A 21884-nucleotide genomic window follows, 5' to 3' on the forward strand; every position below is an offset into this window, starting at 1 on the left:
TGTCTCCTCGTTGTCTGGGTGCGGCGGCGCGTCAGCGGCCACCCGCCTGCGCAAAGGTGCGCTTGGCGATGTTGAGTTGATGGATCTGGCTGGTGCCTTCGTACAGGCGGAACAGGCGGACGTCGCGATAGAAGCGCTCGATGCCGTAGTCGGCGATGTAGCCGTAGCCGCCAAACAGCTGCACGCAGCGGTCCGCCACGCGGCCGCACATCTCGGAAGCGAAGTACTTGCAGATCGACGCTTCCATCGTCACGTCCTGCCCCTGGTCCCGCTTGCGCGCGGTTTCCATGATCAACGCGCGTGCGGCGTGGATATCGGTCTGGCAGTCGGCGATCATCGCCTGCACGAGCTGGAAATCGGCCAGCGGCTGGCCAAACTGCTTGCGCTGCGTGACGAAGCGCACGGCGTCGTCGAGCATGCGAATCGCCGGCCCCGTGCACAGCGCAGCCAGATGGATGCGCTGCTTGTTAAGCACCTTCATCGCGGTGCGAAACCCCTGCCCTTCCTCGCCGCCGATCAGGTTGGCGGCCGGCACGCGGCAATTGTCGAAATGCACCTCGGACACCGGCGACCCGGCCTGGCCCATCTTCTGATACGGCTGCCCGGTGGTGAGCCCGAGCGTGTCGCGCGGCACGATAAACGCCGAGATGCCGCCCGCGCCGGCGCGCGCCGGATCGGTACGCGCCATCACGGTAAACAGCCCGGCGATCGGCGCGTTGGTGATGAAGCACTTGGTGCCGTTGAGCACATAGTGATCGCCGTCGCGCCGGGCCGATGTGGCTAACGCGGTGGCATCGGACCCGGCATCGGGCTCGGTCAGCGCAAACGCGCCGGTGACGGCGCCGCTGGCCAGCAACGGCAGCCACGTGCGCTTCTGTTCGGCCGTGCCGTCCGCCACCAGGGCCTCCGATCCGATTCCGGTATTGGTGCCCACGCGGGCGCGGAACGCGACCGAGCATTGCGACAGCTCGATGGCCGCCAGCACCAGTTCCTCGGTGGTCATGCCGGCGCCGCCGTACGCTTCGGGAATCGAATAGCCGAACATGCCCTGCGCAGCCATCGCGTCGACGAGATCCTGCGGCACCTCGTCGCGTTGCGCCACTTCCGCTTCACGCGGAACCAGTTGTTCGCGCACGAAGCTGCGCAGCGTGTGCAGGAATGCCTGGAAGGATTCTGCGTCTCGGATCATCTTGTCTCGCTCCTGAGGTGGATGTTGTCGTCGTTGACGGAACGCGCCGGCTGCGCGCCAGCGGTTCAACGCGTTTTTTGATGGCCCCGAGCGTACGCCTGGCTTCGAAATACCGGCACGCTTGTTTCGCTATCTTGAACATCGGCCGGGATAAAAGGCGGCCGCTTCGGTAAGATCGTCGCCAATGACCACGTTGCCGTCTCATTCGCCTGATGCGCCTGATGGGCCGCGCAAGCCGCGCCCGCGCCACCCCGACCCCGCCTTCGCCACGACGCTGGCCCACGGGCTGGCGCTGCTGCAGTGCTTTGGCGTGGGCGACGCCGCGCTGAGCAACAAGGAACTGGCCGAACGCACGCAGCTGTCGAAGGCCACCATCAGCCGGCTGACGTACACGCTGGCGGCGCGCGGGCTGCTGCTGTATGACACGCGCCTGCGCCGTTACCGGCTGGGATCGACCGCGCTGTCGCTGGGCTATCCACTGCTGGCCAGCCTGCGCATTCGCCAGGTGGCCCGGCCGTTGATGAAGGCGCTGGCCGACCGCGTCGGGGGATCGGTCTCGCTGGGGCTGCGCGACCGGCTGCGCATGGTCTATGTGGAAACCAGCCGCGGGCACGATGCGATCGCGTTCCGGCCCGATATCGGCGCATCGCTACCGATGCTGACGTCCGCAATGGGCCGCGCCTGGCTGGCGCAGGCGCCGGCGGACGTGCGTGCCGCCGTGGTCGACGCCTTGCGCGAGGCCGATCCCGGCGACTGGCAGCGCCATGCCGAGGCCATCGCCAGCGCCGTGCACGATCTTGCCGCGCTTGGCTTCACGCGGTCGGCCGGCGACTGGCTGCGCGACGTGCATGCCGTGGCCGTGCCGATGCGCCGGGCGATCGACGGCGAAATCCTGGTGTTCAATTGCGGCGTGCCGATTGCGCGCATGTCGCCGCGCAAGCTCGAACGCGAAATGGGCCCACGGCTGATCGCGCTGGTGGAAGACGTCGAGGCGCTGCTGACATGACGCGCCGTACCGTTCCGGGCGGACCGGCCGATCCCGTCGATTCCGCTGGTCCCGCCGACGCAGCTGATCCCGGCGATGCAGCCGACCCAGCCATTGCGGGCGGATCAGGTCGATCTGGCCGCAATGACTGCTCTGGCGACTCCGACACCATGGTGCATGCGATCGGCTTGGCCGATCCGAACGCACCGGCCGACGCGCCTCCGAAGGATCGCCAGTTCGCCACGACGCTGGCCAGCGGCATCGACATCCTGCTGGCATACCGGCCCGGCGACGCGCTGCTGGGCAACAAGGACTTCGTGCAACGCACCGGGCTATCGAAGTCAACCGTGGCGCGGCTGACCCATACGCTGTGCGTGCTGGGCTATCTCCGTCATGAGGCGGCGCTGGGCAAATACCGGCTCGGCGCGCCGGTGCTGGCGCCCGCCTATCCGCTGCTGGCCAGCATGCAGATCCGGCAGGCGGCGCGCCCGCTGATGAAGGCGCTGGCCGACGAAGTGGGCGGCGCCGTGTCGCTGGGCATCCGCGACCGCACGCAGATGATCTACGTGGAAACCGCGCGATCGACCGACAACCTCGTGGTCCCGCCCGATATCGGCGCCGCGCTGCCGATGCTGACCACCGCCATCGGCAAGGCATGGCTGTGCCGCGTGCCGGCCGCCCTGTGCGACCCGGTGCTCAACCGGCTGCGCCTGCAGGATGGCGACGCGTTCCGCCGCGCCGCGCCCGGTCTGGCGCAGGCGCGCGAAGATCTGGAAACGGTCGGCTTCTGCTCGAATCGCGCCGAATGGCGACACGACGTATTTGCGTTTGCCGTGCCGCTCTGCAAGCCGGTGGACTCGCAGTGGTTCGTCATCAACACCGGCGTCCGCGCGCGATCGGGAGCGTTCGAGGCGTTGCGCCGGACCGTTGGCCCACGTCTGGTCGCGGTCGCGCATAACCTGGAGTCGCTTCTCGGGCTGCGATAGCGCGCGTGGCGGCACGACACCGCGCCCAGATGGCCCACCGGATCCGGCCATCGGATCGCCTACGGGTTCGCCCACCACATCGCGACAGATCGACCCGGATCAGCGATTTTCCTCGGCAAAAGCTCGCTTGACTCGCCGCCTGCAACGGTTCGGGCCTGGTCCTGTTCAACGGAAAAGCGACACAAGAGCCATGCCGCCGTGAGGCTTTCCTTGACGCATCAATTGTCCGATGGGCATCATGCGCACTGATTACGTAATGCGAGTCGTTCGCATTCGTGTTTACATTTACATCTACGAGCCACCGTACCATGATGTCCACTTCGTCGTCGGCCCTGCGCCGACCGCAAGCGCCTTCGCGCATCCGTCCCCTCGCCGCATTTGCCCGCCTCGCCGTCGTCGCCGGATTTCCGCTGTGCGCCACCGCGTACGCCCAGACGGCCACCGAGGCGGCGTTGCCCGCCGTGACCGTCAGCGCGAAGCAGGATATCGAGATCGGCCAGCCGCTCGACAAGAAAACGTCGGGTGGTGCGCTTGGCAGCAAATCGCAACTGGACACGCCATTCTCGACCGCCGTGTTCACCAGCGACGACCTCGCCGACCGCCAGGTGGCCAAGCTGGGTGACGTGTTCTTTACCGATGCGTCGGTCTCGGACAACAGCAACGCGACCAATGCCTGGGCGGCCTACACCACGGTGCGCGGCCTGCAGTTGGACTGGCGCAATGCGTTCAAGATCAACGGCATGCCGTTCATCAGCTACGGCCTGACGCTGCCATACGAGCAACTCGAACAGGTGGAGCTGCTCAAGGGCGCATCGGGCTTTATGTACGGCTTTGGCAATCCCGGCGGCACGATCAACTACGTGACCCGGAAGCCGACCGACACATTTACCGCCAGCGCGGAACTAGGCTTCCGCTCGTCGCACGTCTGGTCCGAGCATGTGGATGTGGGCGGCCGCGCCGGCCCGGACAACATGTTCGGCTATCGGCTGAACCTGACGCACGAGGAAGGCAAGCCGTCCAACGCGGTGGGGCTGAATCGGAATTCTGTGTCGCTCGGCCTCGATGCGCGCATCACGCGCGATCTGACCTGGACGTTCGACGGCATCTATCAGGACCGCAACAGCTGGGGCGGCACGCCATCGTTCTATGTCGGCGGCATTGCGCCCAACGGCCAGCTGCCAAGCGTGATCAGTGGCCGCGGCGGCCGGTACGGCGGATCGGACACCCATTTCTATTCGAACCTGCAGGTATATCAGACCGGACTGCGCTACAAGCTCAACGACGACTGGACGGTCAGCACGCTCTACAGCTTCAGCAAGCAATCGCGCAGCCGCAATGAATCGACGCTGTTCCTGTCGAATGCGGCCGGCGACTACACCGATCTGCGCTACGACGGCGCCGAAAGCCAGCAGTTCAGCAACTGGACGACGATGGTCGAAGGCAAGTTCCGCACCGGTCCGTTCAAGCATGAACTGGTGGCGGGCCTGAGCTGGCAGGAACAGATCGATCGCTACAGCAGCAACTTTGTCAACACGCCGCTGGCCAGCGGCAATCTGTTTGCGCCGTACACCGGCGTCTATTACAGCGCTACCGCATTCAACAAGTACCGCGCCAGCGACACCACGCAGAAGGCCGCTTTCGTCAGCGACACGATCCAGTTGACCGAGCGCTGGTCCGTACTGGCGGGCCTGCGCGTGACGAACTACGAGCAGAACGGCTATGGCGTGCCGGGCAGCACCGGCGGCGACACGCAATACACCAAGAACGGCCTGCTGACGCCGACGGCGGCCATCATGTTCAAGCCGCTGCCGAGCACCACCCTGTACGCGAGCTATGTGGAATCGTTCGATGGCGGCGGCGTGGTATCGACGTTCTATGCCAACTCGGGCGCCGCGCTGACGCCGGCCAAGAGCCGCCAGTACGAACTGGGCGCAAAGACCGAGCAAGGCAACTGGAACGGAACGGCTGCATTGTTCCGCATCGAACGTCGCGCGGAGTATGTCAACTCGCAGAACGTGTTCGTCCAGGATGGCCAGTCGATCTACCAGGGCGCCGAACTGGCGGGCGCCGCGCGCATCGGGTCGCAATGGGAAGTGGGCGGCAGCGCGATGTACCTCGACAGCTACTACAGCGAAGGCGAATTCAACGTCGGCAATCGCGTCGCCGGCGCACCCAACTTCATCCTGACAGGCCGTGTTGCGTACCGCGTGCCTTTTGTGCCGGGCCTCAAGCTCGGCATCGATGGCAAATACACGGGCACTACCAAGGTGCGCCCCGAGGGCGACCTGACGCTGGGCGGATACACGGTGTTCAACCTTGGCGCCACGTACAACACGCGCGTTGCCGGCAAGTACCTGACGCTGCGCGCGGCCGTGACCAACCTGACCAACAAGCGCTACTGGGGCTTCCAGTACGCCAACTACATCCAGCCCGCCGATCCCCGCGCCATCAGCCTGAGCGCAAAGATCTCGTACTGAAGCACCGGATTTTCGGGACGTCGGATCGCTGGATCGCCATGCGACGGTCTGACGATCCGACGGGTTGATGCCCTGACGCCCCGATGCGTCGATGCGTTGCCCCCCGCCTGGCGCCTGCCGCCTGCCGTCTGCCGTCTGCCGTCTGCCGTCTGCCGTCTGCCGTCTGCCGTCTGCCGCCTGCCGTCTGCCGTCTGCCGTCTGCCCGAGGATGCCCCCAACCGAGCGATCGGCGGGGCAATTTCGTTTTGTGGCCCCACCTGTCCGGCGCGGCCGCGGGCCGTATACAATCGCGTTTTTTCTTTCCCTGCCCGAGCCGCCCCATGACCACTCTTGGAACTCCCCTCTCCCCGTCCGCCACCAAAGTCATGCTGCTGGGCTCCGGCGAGCTAGGCAAGGAAGTGCTGATCGCACTGCAGCGGCTGGGCGTGGAAACCATCGCCGTCGACCGCTATGAAAACGCGCCCGGCCAGCAGGTGGCGCATCACGCGCGCACGATCACCATGAGTGACGGCGAGCAGTTGAAGGCGCTGATCGAAGCCGAACGGCCCGATCTGGTTGTGCCGGAAATCGAAGCGATCGCGACGCCGATGCTCGAAGCGCTGGAAGCCGCCGGCGTGGTCCGCGTGATTCCCACGGCGCGCGCCGCGCGCCTGACGATGGATCGCGAAGGCATTCGCCGCCTTGCCGCCGAGACCCTGAACCTGCCGACCAGCCCCTACAAGTTCTGCGATTCGCTGGAAGAACTGCAGGCCGCGATCGACGGCGGCATCGGGTATCCGTGCGTGGTCAAACCCGTGATGAGCAGCTCGGGCAAGGGCCAGAGCAAGATTGACGGCCCGGCCGACGTCAAGGCGGCATGGGACTACGCCATGGCAGGCGGCCGTGTCAGCCACGGCCGCATCATTGTCGAAGGCTTTATCGACTTCGACTACGAGATCACATTGCTGACCGTGCGCGCGCCGGGCGCCAATGGCGAGGTGGAAACACATTTCTGCGAGCCGATTGGTCACGTCCAGGTGGCGGGCGACTACGTTGAAAGCTGGCAGCCCCACCCGATGCATCCCAAGGCCCTACAGACCGCCCAGCATATCGCGCGCGCCGTGACTGCCGATCTGGGTGGCCAGGGCCTGTTCGGCGTGGAGCTGTTCGTCAAGGGTGAACAGGTCTGGTTCAGCGAAGTCAGCCCGCGTCCGCACGACACCGGCATGGTCACCATGATCACCCAGTGGCAGAACGAATTCGAACTGCATGCGCGCGCAATCCTGGGCCTGCCGGTCAGCACTGCCCTGCGCGCACCGGGCGCCAGCGCCGTGATCTACGGCGGCGTGGACGCCGAAGGCATCGTCTTCGACGGGGTGGACGACGCACTGCGCGTTCCCCAGACGGGACTGCGACTGTTCGGCAAGCCCGAATCGTTCACCAAGCGCCGCATGGGCGTGGCGCTGGCTTACGCCGACGACGTCGAGACCGCACGCGCACGCGCCAAGGAAGCCGCTGGCAAGGTCAAGCCGCGCAAGGCCTAGCCGTAGCACCGCAGACCATCGCAGGGCCAGCCGCGGTATTGCAGTCCGCGGTGTCGCAGTCCGCGGTGTCGCAGTCCACGGCGTTGCAGTCCGCGGCGTTGCAGTCCGCGGCGCCGCAGCAGTCCGGCGTGCCGCAATTAGTCGTGTCGCCGTCCGCTGACACCGCTAACCATCACGCTACCCGGTCCGCGCGGTCCGTATGCGCGCCGACCGGGTCGCGCGCGCCCGGATCGGCGGCCGCCGCAGCCAGCGCCGCATGGGCACCCTGCGGAGAATGATCGCGCAGGCCGCTTAGATCGGCGCCGGACGGCGCCTGATAGAGCCGCAATCCCAGCTCGGGCAGGATCGACAGCAGGTGATCGAAGATATCGCCCTGAATGCGCTCGTAATCCATCCAGCCCGTGCGCGTGCTGAAACAGTAGACCTCGATCGGAATGCCCTGCGAGTCGGGCTCCATCATGCGCAGATTGAGCAGCAGGTCCTGGTGGATATCGGGATGGGCGCGCAGGAACGCGATGCCATAGGCGCGGAACGTGCCGACATTGGTTAATCGGCGGCGATTGACGGGGTCGGTGTTTTCGCCCAGCAGCGCCCGATTGGTCTGTTCCACTTCCTGCTGCTTGACCTCGAGATAGTCGTGCAGCAGCCGAAAGCGCATCAGCGCCTTGACCTCGGCGTCGTCCAGGAACCGCACCGTCGTGGCGTCGATACGCAGCGTGCGCTTGATACGGCGCGCGCCGGACTCGAACATGTGACGATAGTTGCGATAGCTTTCCGAGAACAGCTTGTAGGTAGGCACCGTGGTGACGGTGTTGTCCCAGTTCTTGACCTTGACCGTGTGCAGCGCAATGTCCATCACAAAGCCATCGGCGTTGGATTGCGGCATCTCGATCCAGTCGCCGATACGCAGCATGTCGTTCGACGTCAGTTGCGTGCTGGCCACCAACGACAGCAGCGTGTCCTTGAAGACCAGCAGCAGCACCGCCGACAGCGCACCGATACCGGACAGCATCCACAACGGCGAACGGTCGATCAGGATCGACAGCACCAGCACGGCGCAGACCAGCCACAGTGCAAGCTGGGCGATCTGCACATAACCCTTGATCGAGCGCGTCTGCGCGCGGCGGCTGTTGGCAAAGACGCTCTGCCAGGCACCGAGCACGCCGGAAAGCATCAGGAACACGCTGATCCAGGTGCCCGCGTGCGCCAGCCGCTCGATCAGGATCGAAAACTTGCCGAGGTTGGGCACCTGGCTTACGCCGACCGTGATCACGGCCAGGAACACCGCGTAGCCCAGCCGGCGGTAGGTGCGGTGGCGCAGCAGCGCGGTGGCCCAGTCGGCATTGCCGGACAGGCTCAGCACGCGGTAGACCAGGCGTCCCACGACGCGCGCGACCAGCCACTGCGCGATGCCCGCGATCAGCACCAGCGCCAGCACATACAGCGATACCTGGGCCCACGGATGAGCCGGAATGCGTTGCTCGAAAAGCTCAAGCAGAGCGTCGAAATTCATGGGGGATGATGCATGGATTCAGCCAGACAAGCCGCAAGTCTACCCGCCGCGCGCCTTGCTGCCATCATTTGCGGCGGCGGATTCTGGCATTTCCCCGATTTTTCAGAATCGTCTCAGGCGATCGGCATGGCCGCCCGCGGCGCGCGGCGCGCGCACAGGCGGCCGCCGCGCCGTCATTTGGCGTGCGGTGCGTACATCGCCATCAGTTGCTCGTCGGTGAAGCCCCACTGGCGCGCGTCCTCGAAAGCGATGACGGTGTCCTCGCTCTGCGTGAGATCCAGCACTTCGGGCGGCAGCGGACGCGACTCCGCCACGGAATAGAACGCCATGACGCGCGGGCGCAGCGCTTCGTTGTCGTTCTGGCCGCAGACCACGGCAAGGCGCCCCGAGCGCAGGCGCAGCACGGTGCCCAGCGGATAGATGCCGACCGTGCGCGTAAACGCCTTGAACACGCGGCGATCGAACAACGTGTCCACCCGCACGGCGATGTATTCCATCGCGCGCGCCGGCGACCACGCCAGATGATTGGGTCGCGGCGAGGTCAGCGAATCGTACGTATCGCAAATCGCCGCGATCTTTGCGTGGATGCTGATTTCGTGCTCCAGCAGACCGAACGGATAGCCGCGGCCGTCCACCCGCTCATGGTGGTGCACGCAGACATCGAGCGGAATGTTGGTGTACAGGCGCGCCTCGTTGAGGATCCGATAGCCGGCCGACGGGTGGCGGCGCATCTGCTCTTCCTGCGCGGGCGTCAGGTCGCCGGCCTTCATCAGCAGCGATTCGGGCAGCGTGAGCTTGCCGATGTCGTGCACCAGGCCGGCCAGCCCCAGCTCGCGTACCTCGCCATCGGGCAGCTTGAGGTTGCGTCCGACCGCGATCATCAGCGCGCAGACCGAAAACGAATGCAGATAGGTGTAGTCGTCCTTGGCCTTGAGCCGCGCCATCGCCAGCAGCGCCTGGGAATGGCGCGACAGCGACGCCGATGCCGAATCCACCAGCAGCAGCGCGCCATGGGTTTCCAGGGCACGGCCCATGCGCACGTCGTTGAACAGGTTGCCGATTAGCGCGCGGCCCGACTTGATCAGCTCACGCGCGCGCTCCAGTTCTTCTTCGAAGCTGCATTCGGGAGCGTCGTCGACATCGGCCTCCATCATCTCCGGTGCGGCCGGAGTCGGCAGATTGCGTCCCTTCAATATGTCGATCCAGACATCCTGCACGTTGGCCGCCTGGATCTGCTCCACCTGCTCGTCGCTGGTGACCAGAAAGCGCGAGCGCCAGAACGGATGGTTCATCCATGGTCCGCCCAGCCTTGCCACAAACATGCCTATCTGCAGTTGCTCTGCCTTGATTCTTCTCAGCATGTACTTGCCCCTATCAATGGGTGCGAAGCGCGCTTCGCGCATCCCGTGAGCGGGGCTCTTGGCAGGCCCCTTCTCTGATACTTCTTGTTGGCCGCCATTATCGGCAGGCAACCGGATTTCTTTAGCTTTTTCTGACGCGAAGCCGATCCGACCCGCGATCCAACCCGTTTCGCCGCGCTTTCGCGCGCCGACGGACAGCATGCCAAAAGTCCGGGCCATCCCATCGTCATGCGCCAAAATACAACACCGCTGGCTTCGGCCGCGATTCGGCGTGGTGACGCCATGTTGCGCCGAACGTGCGCGCTTTGTTCGCCAGCCCGCAGACCGGCCGGCGGGCCGGCATCAACAATCGGCAACGGTCAGCCAAGGTGCGCGCGGCGCTGCGGACTTGAAAAAAGCGGCCGTATTGCCGTTATTTGTTGTCGACCACCGATATTGCGTCCTTTCCGCTTGATGCATACCCATTACGACAACCTCAAGGTTTCACGCGATGCGCCCCCGGAAGTGATTCGGGCCGCGTACAAGTCATTGAGCCAGAAGTACCATCCCGATCGCCATGCCGACAGCGACGAAGCCAATCGCATCATGCGGCTGCTGAACGCGGCCTACGAAGTGCTGCGCGATCCGGCGCGGCGCGCTGAGCATGATCAGTGGATTGCCGCACAGGAAAAGCGCGAGGCGGAACAGAAGCAGCGGCGCGCCCAGGCCCAGCGAGCGGCGGCTGCGGCGCAGGCGCAGCGTCGGGCCACGCAGCCGCCGCCACGGCCTGCCGCCCGGCCGACACCGCAGCCCGCGCCCGAGCCCGAGGCCGAACCCGACTGGGATGCGCCGCCGCGACGCCGCAAGGCCCGCCGTCCCCGTCCCGATCGTCAGGACCGCAACGACGGTCCGGCGATGCCGTTGCCCAGGTACGGCTCGTTCGCGCTGTACGCGGCGGTTGGCGCGGTGATCGTGATCCTGCTGGGCGACTGGTCTGGCGCGAGCGAAGCCACGCCCGAGCACCGTGCGTCGCAAATCATCAAATCCGCACAGGCAAGCGGCGCCACGGCAGCGCCCCGGGCCGCCGCGTCAGAGACGGGCGCGGCCGCGCGCACCGGCAAGTATCAGCGGCCCGCGCTGACACCGCGCGGCCTGCCATGGCCGGCGCATTCTGGATATCTGTCGGGCTATCCGGTGCTGAACGACCGTGGCCTGTCGACGCTGACGGTCGACAACGCGCGCAGTCTGTCGGACGTGCTGGTCAAGCTGGTGGCCCTCGACGGCAATACGCCGCTGCCGGTGCGGACGAGCTTCGTGCGCGGCGGATCGTCGTTCACGATGGAGAACATCTCGCCGGGCAGCTACGACATCCGTTATCAAAGCCTCGATACGGGGGAGATTTTTCGCTCGGAGCGCTTCGAACTGTCGCAAGCGAAGGAGAACGGCGGCACCAGTTTCGGACGTACCATCCTCACGCTGCAGACGGTGCCGGAAGGCAAATCGCGCTCGGCGATGATCAGCGAGCGCGATTTTCCCTGACTCAGTTGGCCTTCGGCTGCTGGCCGTCAGGCGTCCATGGCTTGGGCTTCGGGGCAGGCGCCGGCAGGTTGCCGTAGAGCTTTTGCCAGCGCGACTTCAGGCCATCGGCAATTTCTTTCTGGTTGTACTGGTCGGCAAAGTCGATCACGGTCATGCCCTGCTGGTTTTTCAGGCGCATGTCGGCGCCCTCGTCCAACAGCAGCTTGACGGTCTCGATATGGCCGCCGCGCGCCGCCATCATCAGCGGCGTGGTGCCGTTGGGACTTTCCGCATCGATATAGGCGGCGTGGTCGACCAGATACTTCACCACATCGTTGTGGCCGTTGGTGGCCGCATAGTGCAGCGGCGCCCAGCCCTTCTTGTTGACCTCGGCTTCCATGCCGTCGACCATCAGCTTGACCATGTCTAGCTCGCCTTGCAGGCTGGCCATCATCAGCGCGTTCTCGCCGGCCGGATTGGTCTTGTCGAAGTCGATATTTTTCGCCTTGATCAGCGCCGTGGCCGCCTTGGTCGATTTCTCGCGCAGCGCCACCACCAGCATTGGATTGCCACGGTTATCGACCAGGTTTGGATCGACACCCTTGGCCAGCAGCTTTTGCACCGTATTGCCGTCGTCGAATTCCACCGCCTTGCGCATATCGTCGGCCGGCGCGGCGTGCACCAGCGCGCAACCCGCCAGCGCGCCGCAGCCCACCAGCGCCATCGCCGCGGCCAGTCGTCGAATCTTCATATCAAGCATGAGCATTCCTATCTATGTGCTTGAACAGTCGGAAGAAATTTTCGGTCGTCTGTTCCGCGACGGTTTCCACGGGCACGCCGCGCAGGCCGGCGATGAATTCGCCGACATGACGCACCCATGCCGGCTCATTCGTCTTGCCGCGATACGGCACGGGTGCCAGGTACGGCGAATCGGTCTCGATCAGCATGCGGTCCAGCGGCACCTTCTTCGAAGTTTCCTGCAGGTCGGCCGCGCTCTTGAACGTGACGATGCCCGAAAACGAGATATAAAAGCCCTCGTCCAGCGCCTGCCGGGCGATGTCCCATGTCTCGGTGAAGCAATGCATCACGCCACCCGCTTCGCGCGCGTTTTCCTCGCGCATCAGTCGCAGCGTATCGTCCGCCGACGACCGCGTATGGATGATCAGCGGCTTGCCGGTCTGCCGCGCCGCGCGGATATGGGTGCGAAAGCGCTCGCGCTGCCATTCCATCTCGTCGATGCTGCGGCCGTTCAGGCGGTAGTAATCGAGGCCGGTTTCTCCGGTGCCTACCACGCGCGGATGCGCGGACAGCGTCACCAGCCGTTCCAGCGTCGGCTCTTCGGCATCTTCCTCGTAATCGGGATGCACGCCCACCGACGCATACAGGTTGGGATGCTGCTCGGCCAGCGCCAGCACCCGCGGGAAATCCTCCAGCGTCACCGAGATGCACAGCGCATGGGTGACCTGGTTGGTCTTCATGTTTTCGAGCAGTTGCGGCAGACGCTGCGCCAGCTCGGGAAAATCGATATGGCAATGGGAATCGACAAACATCGGGATTCTCGGTTTTTTGGACGCGGACGGTGTCGCGCCGCGTCAGTCCAGGCGACGGCCGACGATCACGAGATCGCGTTCAATGCCATCGAGCACGGCTACGCGCGGCAGGTCGCCCCATCGCACGAAGCCATGCCGCTCGAACAGCGCCAGGCTTGGCGCATTGTGGCCGAAGATGAAGCCCAGCAGCGTATTGACGCCGACCTTGGGCGCATGGGCGATAGCCTGTTCCAGCAGATACCGGCCCAGCCCCTGGCCGCGAAACGCTTCGTGCAGATAGATCGACACCTCGGCGGTGGCGCCGTAGGCGGGACGGCCATAGAAATCGGAAAAACTGACCCAACCGGCCATCCGGCCGTCGGCGGCCGTACACACCCATAGCGGGCGGCGCTCGGGCTGGTGGGCGTCGAACCATGCTTCGCGCGACTGCACGGTGACCGGCGCCGTGTCGGCCGTCACCATGCGCGACGGCACCGTGCTGTTATAGATGTCGACGATGCCAGGCAGATCCTGACGCGTGGCAAGGCGCACGGTGAAACCAGAATTACTCATAAATACAGGTATTTGCGCAATAATCTTCGCGCAATTTATCAGGTTACAAAGTCTGCGTGGGACGCCCCGATTCGACGGTCTTGCCCAACAGTTCCTCGACCGCGCGCTTCAGGGCGCGGCCGTTGTCGTCATCGGGCAGGTGCACGCCCACGCCGGGCGTCTTGAGCGGCGTGCCGACAGGCGTGATCCATGCCACGGTGCCCTGGATCTGGTATTTCTGCGGCCGATCCAGCAATGAAAGCACCAGAAAAACCTGTTCGCCAAGCCGGAACGGGCGGTTCGACGGTACAAAGATGCCGCCGTGCGTCAGGAATGGCATGTAGGCGCCGTAGAGCCCGGCCTGGTCCTTGATCGACAGCGACAGCACATTGGGACGCTGCGGCGCGCCCGGAGCTGCCGCGCCGCCGCTGGCGGCAGGCGGATTCCCAGGCGCAGCCGTTGCCGCGCGTGGCGGCATCGTGACTGGTGCATTCATTGTTTGACCCCTTGCTGCATGCCCGCTTTGCGCGGGCTATTTATCGTGGAACTGCGTCGCTCGATTTTTACCACGTGCGTATCACAATGCCTATGGCTTTGTCGCCCCGCGCCATCACTTTGCAGCGCCGGACCCGAACAATTGCCGATAGTCGAGAAATACCGATTCCATCACGAGCCGGGCCGCCAGCGGATGGTTTTCGCTGCGGCGATGATTGACCAGCCGGCCCGCGAACGCCTGCAGCCGATGCGCGTCGGTGGCGCGGGCGCAACGTTCAAGCGCGGCGTGTTCCTTGGGGAAATACCGCGCCACGCCGGTGCCCAGGCAGAGCGCCAACAGATCGTAGGTCCAGCGCTGCAGCGTGCCGAGGATCGCCGGCACGGGCAGCTTCTGCAATTGTTCGGCGGCGGCGAACGCATCGAACGCGGCGCCGTTGCCGAGCTGACCGACCAGCCAGCGCTGCAGCGGCTGTTCCTCTGCTTCGGCGGCGTGCATCGCGGTCAGCGGCGAACCGCCCGCCAGCGCCAGTTGCGCCTCGACATCGGCCACGCCCTGGCTGCGCAGCCAGGCCAGCGCCTCATCGGCCGTCGGGCGCGTCACGGAAAACTGGCGGCAGCGCGACAGGATCGTCGGCAGTACGCGGTCGATACGGTCGGTCACCAGCAGGAAAACGGTCGACGGCGGCGGCTCTTCCAGCGTCTTGAGCAGGGCATTGGCGCCTTCGGTCTGCAATGCGTCGAGCGGATACACCACGACGACGCGCAATCCGGCCCGGTGAGTGCCGACGCCTACCGCCTCGATCAGCGCCCGCACCTGCTCCATGCGGATGATCTTGCTGGGCGCCTTTTTCTTGCTGCCACTCTCGGCGTCGCTGTCCGCATCGTTGCCCGCGCCGGTCTCCAGCGCCTCCGGCCGCACCACGGTGAAGTCCGGATGGTTGCCTTGCCCAAACCAGTGGCATGCGCTGCAGCCATTGCACGGCTGCCCGTCGGCCAGTGGCGTTTCGCACAGCAAACCCTGGGCGAAATGCAACGCCAGATCGCGCTTGCCGATGCCTTGCTGCCCGTGCACCAGCAATGCATGGGGCAGCCTGCCGCGTAGGGCAGCCAGCTCTTGCCAGTCTTTTCGTTGCCAGGGATAAAGCATGCGGATTCAGTAAGTTATCGCCACTTTCTCATGTGTTGCCGCAGTAACTGCCGGCGACATCACGATGACGATATAAACCATAAAAATCAAAGAGTTGAGACGATTTCATCAAGTTCTTGACGAATTTCCTCGATCGTCCGCGTGGCGTCGATCACGCGGAAGCGATGCGGCGCCTGCGCCGCGCGACGCAGGTATTCGGCGCGCGTGCGCGAAAAGAAGGCGCGCGACTCCGCTTCGAACTTGTCTGGCGTGCGCGCTCCGGCCAGGCGCTCGGCGGCGGTTTCCAGCGGCACGTCGAACAACAATGTCAGATCCGGCTGCAGACCGCCCTGCACCCACTGCTCCAGGACTTCCAGGCGCTCGCATGGCAGGCCACGACCTCCGCCCTGATAGGCGAAGGTGGCATCGGTAAAGCGGTCCGAGATGACCCAGTCGCCGCGCGCCAGGGCCGGTTCGATGACTTCGGCGATGTGTTCGCGGCGGGCCGCGAACATCAGCAGCGCCTCGGTTTCCAGATGCATCTTGCGATGCAGCAACAGGTTGCGCAGGTCCTCGCCCAGCGGAGTGCCGCCCGGCTCGCGCGTGGTCACGACCGGTGCGCGTGCGCGCAGGCGCTCGGCCACCCATTCGATATGGGTGCTTTTGCCCGCGCCGTCGATGCCTTCGAAGGTGATGAATTTGCCGCGCATGAAGTTATGGCTTGCCGCGCTGGTATTTGTCGACCGCGCGGTTATGTTCGGGAAGTGAATTGGAAAAATGGCTGCTGCCGTCGCCGCGCGCCACAAAATACAGCGCGTCGGTTGGCGCCGGCGCGGTGGCTGCGGCCAGCGAGGCCAGGCCCGGCAGCGCGATCGGCGTCGGCGGCAGGCCGGTGCGAGTGTACGTATTGTACGGGGTGTCGGTCAGCAGATCCTTCTTGCGCAGATTGCCGTCGAACGACGGACCGATGCCGTAGATCACGGTCGGATCGGTCTGCAGCATCATGTTCTTGCGCAGCCGATTGGCGAACACGGCGGCAATCATCGGCCGTTCGGCCGCCTGGCCGGTCTCCTTCTCGACGATCGACGCCATTACCAGCGCCTCGTACGGCGACCGGTACGGCAGGTCCGGCGCGCGGGCGTTCCAGGCATCGTTCAGGCGCCGCTGCATGGCGCGATAGGCGTGCTTGTATAGCTCGATATCGCTGCTGCCGCGCGCAAACAGATAGGTATCGGGAAAAAACAGCCCTTCCGGCGAGGTTTCCGATGCGCCAATCGCCTTCATCAGGTCGGCGTCAGACATGCCCTGCGTATCGTGCTTGAGCGCCGGATTGGCATCCACGGCCGCACGCATCTTGCGGAATTCCCAGCCTTCGATCACGGTGACCACGTAGTGCGTGACCTCGCCCTTGGCCAGCTTGTCGATCACGCCCAGCGGCGTCACGCCGGTTTCGAACTGATAGCCGCCCGCCTTGAGATCGGCGCCATGGCCGGTGATGCGCGCCAGCAGCTGGAACAGGTGCGAATCGATGGGCACGCCGCCGCGCTGGATTTGGCGGCCCACGCTGGCCACGCCCGAATTGGGCTTGACGATGACTTCCACGGGCGACGTGGCAAGGACCAGCGGCTGATTGGCCCACCATGCAAAACCGCCCGCGGCGGCGATGGCAAAGACCAGCAGGACGCCAAGCAGGCGCAGGAACAGACGTTTCATGTGAGATGGCAAGGACTGGCCGCCATGTCCCCGCCGGCGGGTCGGGATCAGCGGAGCGGCCGGTCGGAATGGCGACAGCCCCATATAATACCGGGAGCCTTGTGGCCGATGTGCCACTACGCGCGAAGCGTTACACCATGCATCGTCGCGATGCCTTGTGTCGACGCCCAATCGCCCCCATTCATCTGTATCTTTCACCGCCTTTCAGGACCGCCTGCATGTCCGCCACTGATTTCCCGACCCTCGCCGACAGCCTCGCATCGCTGCACAGCGCCGGCATTGTGTCCGCGCCCGCCGGCCTCGGCCTGATCCGCGTGGCTGGCGACGACGCCGCCACCTTCCTGCACAGTCAGCTCACCAATGGCGTCGAAGATCTGACCGCGGACGCCGCGCGCCTGGCCGGCTACTGTTCGCCCAAGGGCCGCCTGATGGCCAGTTTCCTGATGTGGCGCGACGCCGAGGGCATCGTGCTGCAGTTGTCCGCCGATATCCAGCCGGCAATCCAGAAGCGTCTGACGATGTTCGTGCTGCGCGCCAAGGCAAAGCTGTCGGACCTGTCCGCCACGCATCGCGTGCTGGGCGTGGCCGGTGCGGGCGCCGAAGCCGCGCTGGCGCAGGCCGGCCTGCCCGCGCCGCACGCCCCGCTGGCCACGGCCCATGCCGACGGCGTGACGGTAATCCGGCTGGCCGACGCCGAAGGCGAGCCGCGCTGGCAGATCGTCGCCGCCGCCGATCAGGCCGATGCGCTTCACGCACGGCTGGCCCAGGCGCTGGCCGGCGCCGCGCCGGCATTCTGGGATTGGCTGGAAATCGGCGCGGGCATTCCGCGCATCGCCGCCGCCACGCAAGAACAGTTCGTGCCGCAGATGATCAATTTCGAACTGGTCGGCGGCGTCAATTTCCGCAAGGGCTGCTATCCGGGCCAGGAAGTGGTGGCGCGCAGCCAGTACCGCGGCACGCTCAAGCGTCGCATGTGGCGCGTGCATGGCGATGGCGATGTGCCTGCCGCGGCCGCCGAGGTGTTTCGCCCCGAGGATCCCGAACAGCCGTGCGGCATGATCGTCAACGCTGCCGCCGCGCCGCAGGGCGGCTGGGACGGCCTGGCGGAACTGAAGATCGATGCGGCCGCCGGTGCGCTGCATCTGGGCCGCGCCGATGGTCCGGCGCTGGCCACGCGTGCGCTGCCGTACGAAGTGCCACTGCCAAACGAGGCGCAAGCCGCCGGCTGAACGCCCCGGGAATCACGTCATGAGCGATCATCTCTACGTCTATTTCAAGGTGCCGGACGAGCGTGCCAGCGCTGCGCTGCCGCACTGGCACCGCTGGATGGAAACCGTGGCCGAGGCCACGGGAATTGGTGGTACGCTGATGCGCAGGCCGGAAACCCGCGCCGGCCTGCAGACGTGGATGGAGTGTTACGCCGATGTGCCGCCAGCGTTCGACGCCACGCTGGACGGGTTGTGGCGCCAGAGCGGGCTGGCGCAGTGGATCAGCGGCGAGCGGCTGTCCGAGCGTTTTGTCGACCTGGACGCGCTGTGAGCCGCCGATGATCCGCACGCAGCAACGCGCAGCAAAGGAAGCGATATGTGCCTGATATTGGTGGCCTGGCAATCTCACCCGGACTATGCCCTGGTGGTTGCCGGCAACCGCGACGAATTCTATGCCCGCCCCGCGGCGGCCGCGCACTGGTGGCAGGACGCGCCCGGGGTGCTGGGCGGTCGCGACCTCGCCGAGGTGATCGGCGACGCCGGCACGTGGATGGGCATCGCGGGCGGCGACGCGCAGCACGGACATCACGGCGCGCACCTGCCGGGCCCGCGCTTTGCTGCGCTGACCAACTACCGCGCGCCGTCGGAAAAACGCATCGACGCGCGGTCGCGCGGCGAGCTGGTCGCCCATTTCCTGCGCGGCCAGCAGACGCCCGATGAATATCTACACGCCCTGGCGGGCGCTCACGGCGCGTACAACGGCTTCAACCTGCTGGCCAGCGATCTGCACGATCTGTGGTGGTACAGCAACCGCTCGAAATCGCGCCAGCCGCAGAAGCTCAAGCCGGGCCTGTATGGCTTGTCGAACGCGCTGCTCGATACGCCGTGGCCCAAGGTGCGCAGCCGCGTGGGCGCGTTGTGCGAGGTGCTGGCTGCGGATCGCGGGCAACTGGGATCGAGTCCCGAAGCCTATCTGCAGATGCTGGCCGACGACCGCCAGGCGCCCGACTGGGAACTGCCCGACACCGGCGTGGCCGCCGATTGGGAAAAGCTGCTGTCGTCGGCGTTCATCCGCTCGCCAAGCTACGGCACGCGCGCCAGCACGGTTCTGCGCGTCAAGCACGACGGCCGCTTCGATTTCGTCGAACGCAGCTTCGATGCCGACGGTCAGACCGGCGAGGTCTCGTATCAAGGACGCCTGAACGTGGCGCGCGATACCGGCACGATCCCCGCGCCGCGCTGAGATTCGCGCCGCCGATAGGCCTCAGCCCAGGCGCTTGCGCATCTCGATGTGCGGGATGCCGGCCTCCTCGAATTCTTCCCCCACCTGCTCGAAGCCCACGCGCGCATAGAACGGCGCGGCGTGGGTCTGCGCGTTGAGGATCAGCTCACCGTAGCCCAGCTCGACGGCCTTGGCCATCAAGGCGTCGAGCACGCTGGCGCCCATGCCGGTGCCGCGCGCGACGCGGAGCACGGCCATGCGGCCGATATGCCCGTCAGGCAGCAGGCGTCCGGTGGCCACCGGCGTGCCATCCTGCGCAAACGCCAGCGCGTGCCAGCTCGGCGCGTCCATATCGTCCCACTCCAGTTCCACCGGCACGCCCTGCTCTTCGACGAACACGCTGTATCGAATGGCCCGCGCGCGTTCGCGGGCGGTATCCCAGTCACAGACCAGTACGGCGGAAGCTGGCGCCTCGGTGGACGGCGTTTGGACAGGCGTTTTGTCGGACGATGCGGGCATGGCGGTCAGCAAAAGGAGTTTGCGAAGAGGCGCAATCATACGCCGACGCGCACCCGCGTGAACCGACGTGAACTGGCGCGAACCGATCCAAATGGGGCAAATTGGGGCGAACCCACGCGGACCCTCGCGATCGAGGTCGGACCTGCGCGAATGCGCCGTGCAACGCGCGCCATCGCCCCCCCGGCTCGATCGCGCGATTATCGGCCAACCTGCGCAACAGGGCAGGGATAACCCGCCTGCCATCCGCCGGTGAAATTTGTATGATGACCCGACTACCGGATGACGTGATGGCGATGTTCGAAAAAGTTCCTGCGCGCGCGCTGACGGACAGCGTGGCTGAGCAACTGCTGGAAAAGATACAGGGCGGCGTCTTTGCGCGCGGTGCGAAGCTGCCGACCGAAGCCGTGCTGTCCGAGGAATTCGGCGTGAGCCGCACGGTGATCCGCGAGGCCATCGCGCGGCTCAAATATGAGGGACTGGTGGAATCGCGCCAGGGCAGCGGCGTGTTCGTGACCGAACAGGCCGGCATCCGGCCGCTGCGGATCGACTACACCGACGTCGATGCGCTGGAATCGGTGCTGCAGATTGTCGAGCTGCGCCGGTCGATCGAGGCCGAAGTCGCAGCGCAGGCCGCGCGGCGGCGCACCGATGCCGCGATGGCCAATATCGATGCGGCGCTGGCCCGCATCGATACCGAAGTGCTGGCGGGCGGCGACGGCGTGAGCGCCGACGTGGCGTTTCATCGCGCCATCGCCGAGGCCACCGGCAATCCGTACTTCCTCAAGACGCTCGCGTTCCTGAGCCAGTATCTGGAAACCGCCACGCGCGTCACGCGCACCAACGAGGCGCGGCGCGAAGACTTCTCGCGGCAGGTTCGCGAGGAACACCAGGCCATCGCCGCGGCAATTCGTGCCGGCGATCCCGATGCCGCGCGCAATGCCGCGCAAAACCACATGTACAACGCGGCGCGCCGCCTTTCGCAGCTTGGCACGGACGAATCGGCCGCCGGAGCGGCGCCGTCGGGCCCCGCGCATTAATCCCGAATTCAGGAGACATTCATGTCCAGAAAGATTGGCGTCATTGGCTTGGGCGCGATGGGCAATGGCGTGGCGCATTCGCTGTTGCGCGCCGGCTTCAAGGTCCATGCCTGCGATCTGCGTGCGCCGGTGCTGCAGCGCTTTGCCGACGCGGGCGGCGTGCCTTGCGCCGATCCGGCCGAATTGGGGGAACGCTGCGATGTGGTGATCACGCTGGTGGTCAATGCCGCGCAAACCGAAGCGGTGCTGTTCGGCGCGCAAGGCGCCGCGACGACGATGGCGCCTGGCAAGCTGGTGATCGCCAGCGCCACGGTGCCGCCCGGTTTTGCCGAATCGCTGGGCCAGCGGCTGGCCGAGCGCGGCGTGCTGATGCTCGATGCGCCCGTGTCCGGCGGCGCGGCCCGCGCGGCCAGTGGCGAGATGACGATGATGACGTCCGGCCCGGCCGAAGCCTATGCATTGGCCGAGGACGTGCTGGCCGCGATTGCCGGCAAGGTGTACCGATTGGGCGATGCGCATGGCGCAGGATCTAAGGTCAAGATCATCAACCAGTTGCTGGCCGGCGTGCATATCGCCGCTGCTGCCGAAGCCATGGCGCTGGGCCTGCGCGAAGGCGTCGATCCCGACGCGCTGTACGACGTGATCACGCACAGCGCCGGCAACTCGTGGATGTTCGAAAACCGCGTGCCGCACATCCTGTCCGGCGATTACACACCGCTGTCGGCCGTCGACATCTTCGTCAAGGATCTTGGCATGGTGCTCGATACCGCGCGCACCAGCAAGTTTCCGCTGCCGCTGTCCGCCGCGGCGCACCAGATGTTCATGATGGCGTCCACCGCGGGCCATGGCGGCGAAGACGATTCGGCCGTCATCAAGATCTTTCCGGGTATCGCACTGCCCACGGGCAAAGCCGCCACAACCGACCAGCCCGGCAACCCGTCCGCGCGCCAGT

The 21884-nt window shown here is 65.7% G+C and carries 20 protein-coding genes and 1 pseudogene; 10 read left to right on the forward strand and 11 right to left on the reverse strand.

What is annotated here, in order from left to right:
* Window positions 1-31: 31 nt before the first annotated feature.
* Complete coding sequence (locus AC1RKI_RS15495) at window positions 32-1189, reverse strand: acyl-CoA dehydrogenase family protein (RefSeq protein WP_227459515.1); 1158 nt, start codon at window positions 1187-1189, stop codon at window positions 32-34.
* Window positions 1190-1373: 184 nt separating this feature from the next.
* Between AC1RKI_RS15495 and AC1RKI_RS15500 the strand changes: the two genes are divergently transcribed.
* The 4 genes from AC1RKI_RS15500 to purT all read left to right on the forward strand — a co-directional run bounded on the left by AC1RKI_RS15500 (window position 1374) and on the right by purT (window position 7160).
* Window positions 1374-2195 carry an IclR family transcriptional regulator gene (locus tag AC1RKI_RS15500; RefSeq protein WP_492796370.1) on the forward strand — a complete coding sequence of 274 codons (822 nt, stop codon included), beginning with the start codon at window positions 1374-1376 and terminating at the stop codon, window positions 2193-2195.
* 149 nt (window positions 2196-2344) lie between these two features.
* Complete coding sequence (locus AC1RKI_RS15505; protein WP_492796484.1) at window positions 2345-3160, forward strand: IclR family transcriptional regulator; 816 nt, start codon at window positions 2345-2347, stop codon at window positions 3158-3160.
* A gap of 311 nt (window positions 3161-3471) precedes the next feature.
* Entirely contained in the window at window positions 3472-5637 is a 2166-nt protein-coding gene (locus AC1RKI_RS15510) for a TonB-dependent siderophore receptor (protein WP_061955062.1), read from the forward strand.
* Between the two features lie 320 nt (window positions 5638-5957).
* Window positions 5958-7160 (forward strand): formate-dependent phosphoribosylglycinamide formyltransferase, encoded by a 1203-nt coding sequence (gene purT / locus AC1RKI_RS15515; protein WP_084003898.1) that lies wholly within the window; start codon window positions 5958-5960, stop codon window positions 7158-7160.
* Window positions 7161-7332: 172 nt separating this feature from the next.
* On the opposite strand, the gene AC1RKI_RS15520 is transcribed toward purT, so the two are convergent.
* The gene (locus tag AC1RKI_RS15520; protein ID WP_150979041.1) at window positions 7333-8673 is read right to left on the reverse strand and encodes a mechanosensitive ion channel family protein; all 1341 of its coding nucleotides are present in this window, start codon (window positions 8671-8673) and stop codon (window positions 7333-7335) included.
* Between the two features lie 173 nt (window positions 8674-8846).
* Complete coding sequence (locus tag AC1RKI_RS15525; protein ID WP_061955060.1) at window positions 8847-10034, reverse strand: cyclic di-GMP phosphodiesterase; 1188 nt, start codon at window positions 10032-10034, stop codon at window positions 8847-8849.
* A 453-nt stretch (window positions 10035-10487) separates the two neighbouring features.
* Between AC1RKI_RS15525 and AC1RKI_RS15530 the strand changes: the two genes are divergently transcribed.
* The gene (locus AC1RKI_RS15530; protein WP_492796482.1) at window positions 10488-11552 is read left to right on the forward strand and encodes a J domain-containing protein; all 1065 of its coding nucleotides are present in this window, start codon (window positions 10488-10490) and stop codon (window positions 11550-11552) included.
* A 1-nt stretch (window position 11553) separates the two neighbouring features.
* Here AC1RKI_RS15530 and AC1RKI_RS15535 read toward each other — a convergent pair whose 3' ends face one another.
* From AC1RKI_RS15535 to mltG, 7 genes are all read right to left on the reverse strand, one after another.
* Entirely contained in the window at window positions 11554-12291 is a 738-nt protein-coding gene (locus AC1RKI_RS15535) for an ankyrin repeat domain-containing protein (RefSeq protein ID WP_227459520.1), read from the reverse strand.
* Window positions 12284-13081: a TatD family hydrolase gene (locus AC1RKI_RS15540; RefSeq protein WP_492796367.1), complete on the reverse strand. Its 798-nt coding sequence runs from the start codon at window positions 13079-13081 to the stop codon at window positions 12284-12286. The genes AC1RKI_RS15535 and AC1RKI_RS15540 overlap by 8 nt, the downstream gene beginning before the upstream one ends.
* 42 nt (window positions 13082-13123) lie before the next feature.
* On the reverse strand, window positions 13124-13633 hold the full coding sequence (locus tag AC1RKI_RS15545; RefSeq protein ID WP_061957735.1) for a GNAT family N-acetyltransferase: 510 nt from the start codon (window positions 13631-13633) through the stop codon (window positions 13124-13126).
* A 43-nt stretch (window positions 13634-13676) separates the two neighbouring features.
* A complete protein-coding gene (locus tag AC1RKI_RS15550; protein ID WP_099047594.1) occupies window positions 13677-14108 on the reverse strand; it encodes a PilZ domain-containing protein in 432 nt (143 codons plus the stop codon).
* Window positions 14109-14222: 114 nt separating this feature from the next.
* Entirely contained in the window at window positions 14223-15254 is a 1032-nt protein-coding gene (locus AC1RKI_RS15555; RefSeq protein ID WP_490713357.1) for a DNA polymerase III subunit delta', read from the reverse strand.
* A gap of 86 nt (window positions 15255-15340) precedes the next feature.
* Window positions 15341-15943, reverse strand: a complete 603-nt coding sequence (tmk, locus tag AC1RKI_RS15560) for a dTMP kinase (protein WP_227459522.1) — start codon at window positions 15941-15943, stop codon at window positions 15341-15343.
* 4 nt (window positions 15944-15947) lie between these two features.
* A complete protein-coding gene (mltG, locus tag AC1RKI_RS15565; RefSeq protein ID WP_227459523.1) occupies window positions 15948-16946 on the reverse strand; it encodes an endolytic transglycosylase MltG in 999 nt (332 codons plus the stop codon).
* Between the two features lie 218 nt (window positions 16947-17164).
* On the opposite strand from mltG, the gene ygfZ reads away from it, so the two are divergent.
* Genes ygfZ through AC1RKI_RS15580 form a run of 3 tightly spaced genes read left to right on the forward strand, consistent with a single transcriptional unit; the run spans window position 17165 to window position 19397 of the window.
* Entirely contained in the window at window positions 17165-18175 is a 1011-nt protein-coding gene (gene ygfZ / locus AC1RKI_RS15570; protein WP_227459524.1) for a CAF17-like 4Fe-4S cluster assembly/insertion protein YgfZ, read from the forward strand.
* Between the two features lie 19 nt (window positions 18176-18194).
* On the forward strand, window positions 18195-18485 hold the full coding sequence (locus tag AC1RKI_RS15575; RefSeq protein ID WP_061957742.1) for a DUF4936 family protein: 291 nt from the start codon (window positions 18195-18197) through the stop codon (window positions 18483-18485).
* Window positions 18486-18530: 45 nt separating this feature from the next.
* Window positions 18531-19397 carry an NRDE family protein gene (locus tag AC1RKI_RS15580; protein WP_061957743.1) on the forward strand — a complete coding sequence of 289 codons (867 nt, stop codon included), beginning with the start codon at window positions 18531-18533 and terminating at the stop codon, window positions 19395-19397.
* 21 nt (window positions 19398-19418) lie between these two features.
* Here the strand turns inward: AC1RKI_RS15580 and AC1RKI_RS15585 are convergent, their stop codons facing one another.
* Window positions 19419-19895: a GNAT family N-acetyltransferase gene (locus AC1RKI_RS15585; RefSeq protein WP_492796363.1), complete on the reverse strand. Its 477-nt coding sequence runs from the start codon at window positions 19893-19895 to the stop codon at window positions 19419-19421.
* A gap of 293 nt (window positions 19896-20188) precedes the next feature.
* Here AC1RKI_RS15585 and AC1RKI_RS15590 point away from each other — a divergent pair, with 293 nt between their 5' ends.
* Complete coding sequence (locus AC1RKI_RS15590; protein ID WP_341248697.1) at window positions 20189-20932, forward strand: FadR/GntR family transcriptional regulator; 744 nt, start codon at window positions 20189-20191, stop codon at window positions 20930-20932.
* Between the two features lie 21 nt (window positions 20933-20953).
* Window positions 20954-21844: pseudogene (gene ltnD / locus AC1RKI_RS15595) on the forward strand (L-threonate dehydrogenase); the annotation flags it as partial.
* Between the last annotated feature and the right edge of the window lie 40 nt (window positions 21845-21884).

Source organism: Cupriavidus sp. GW822-FHT06G04, assembly GCF_058799075.1.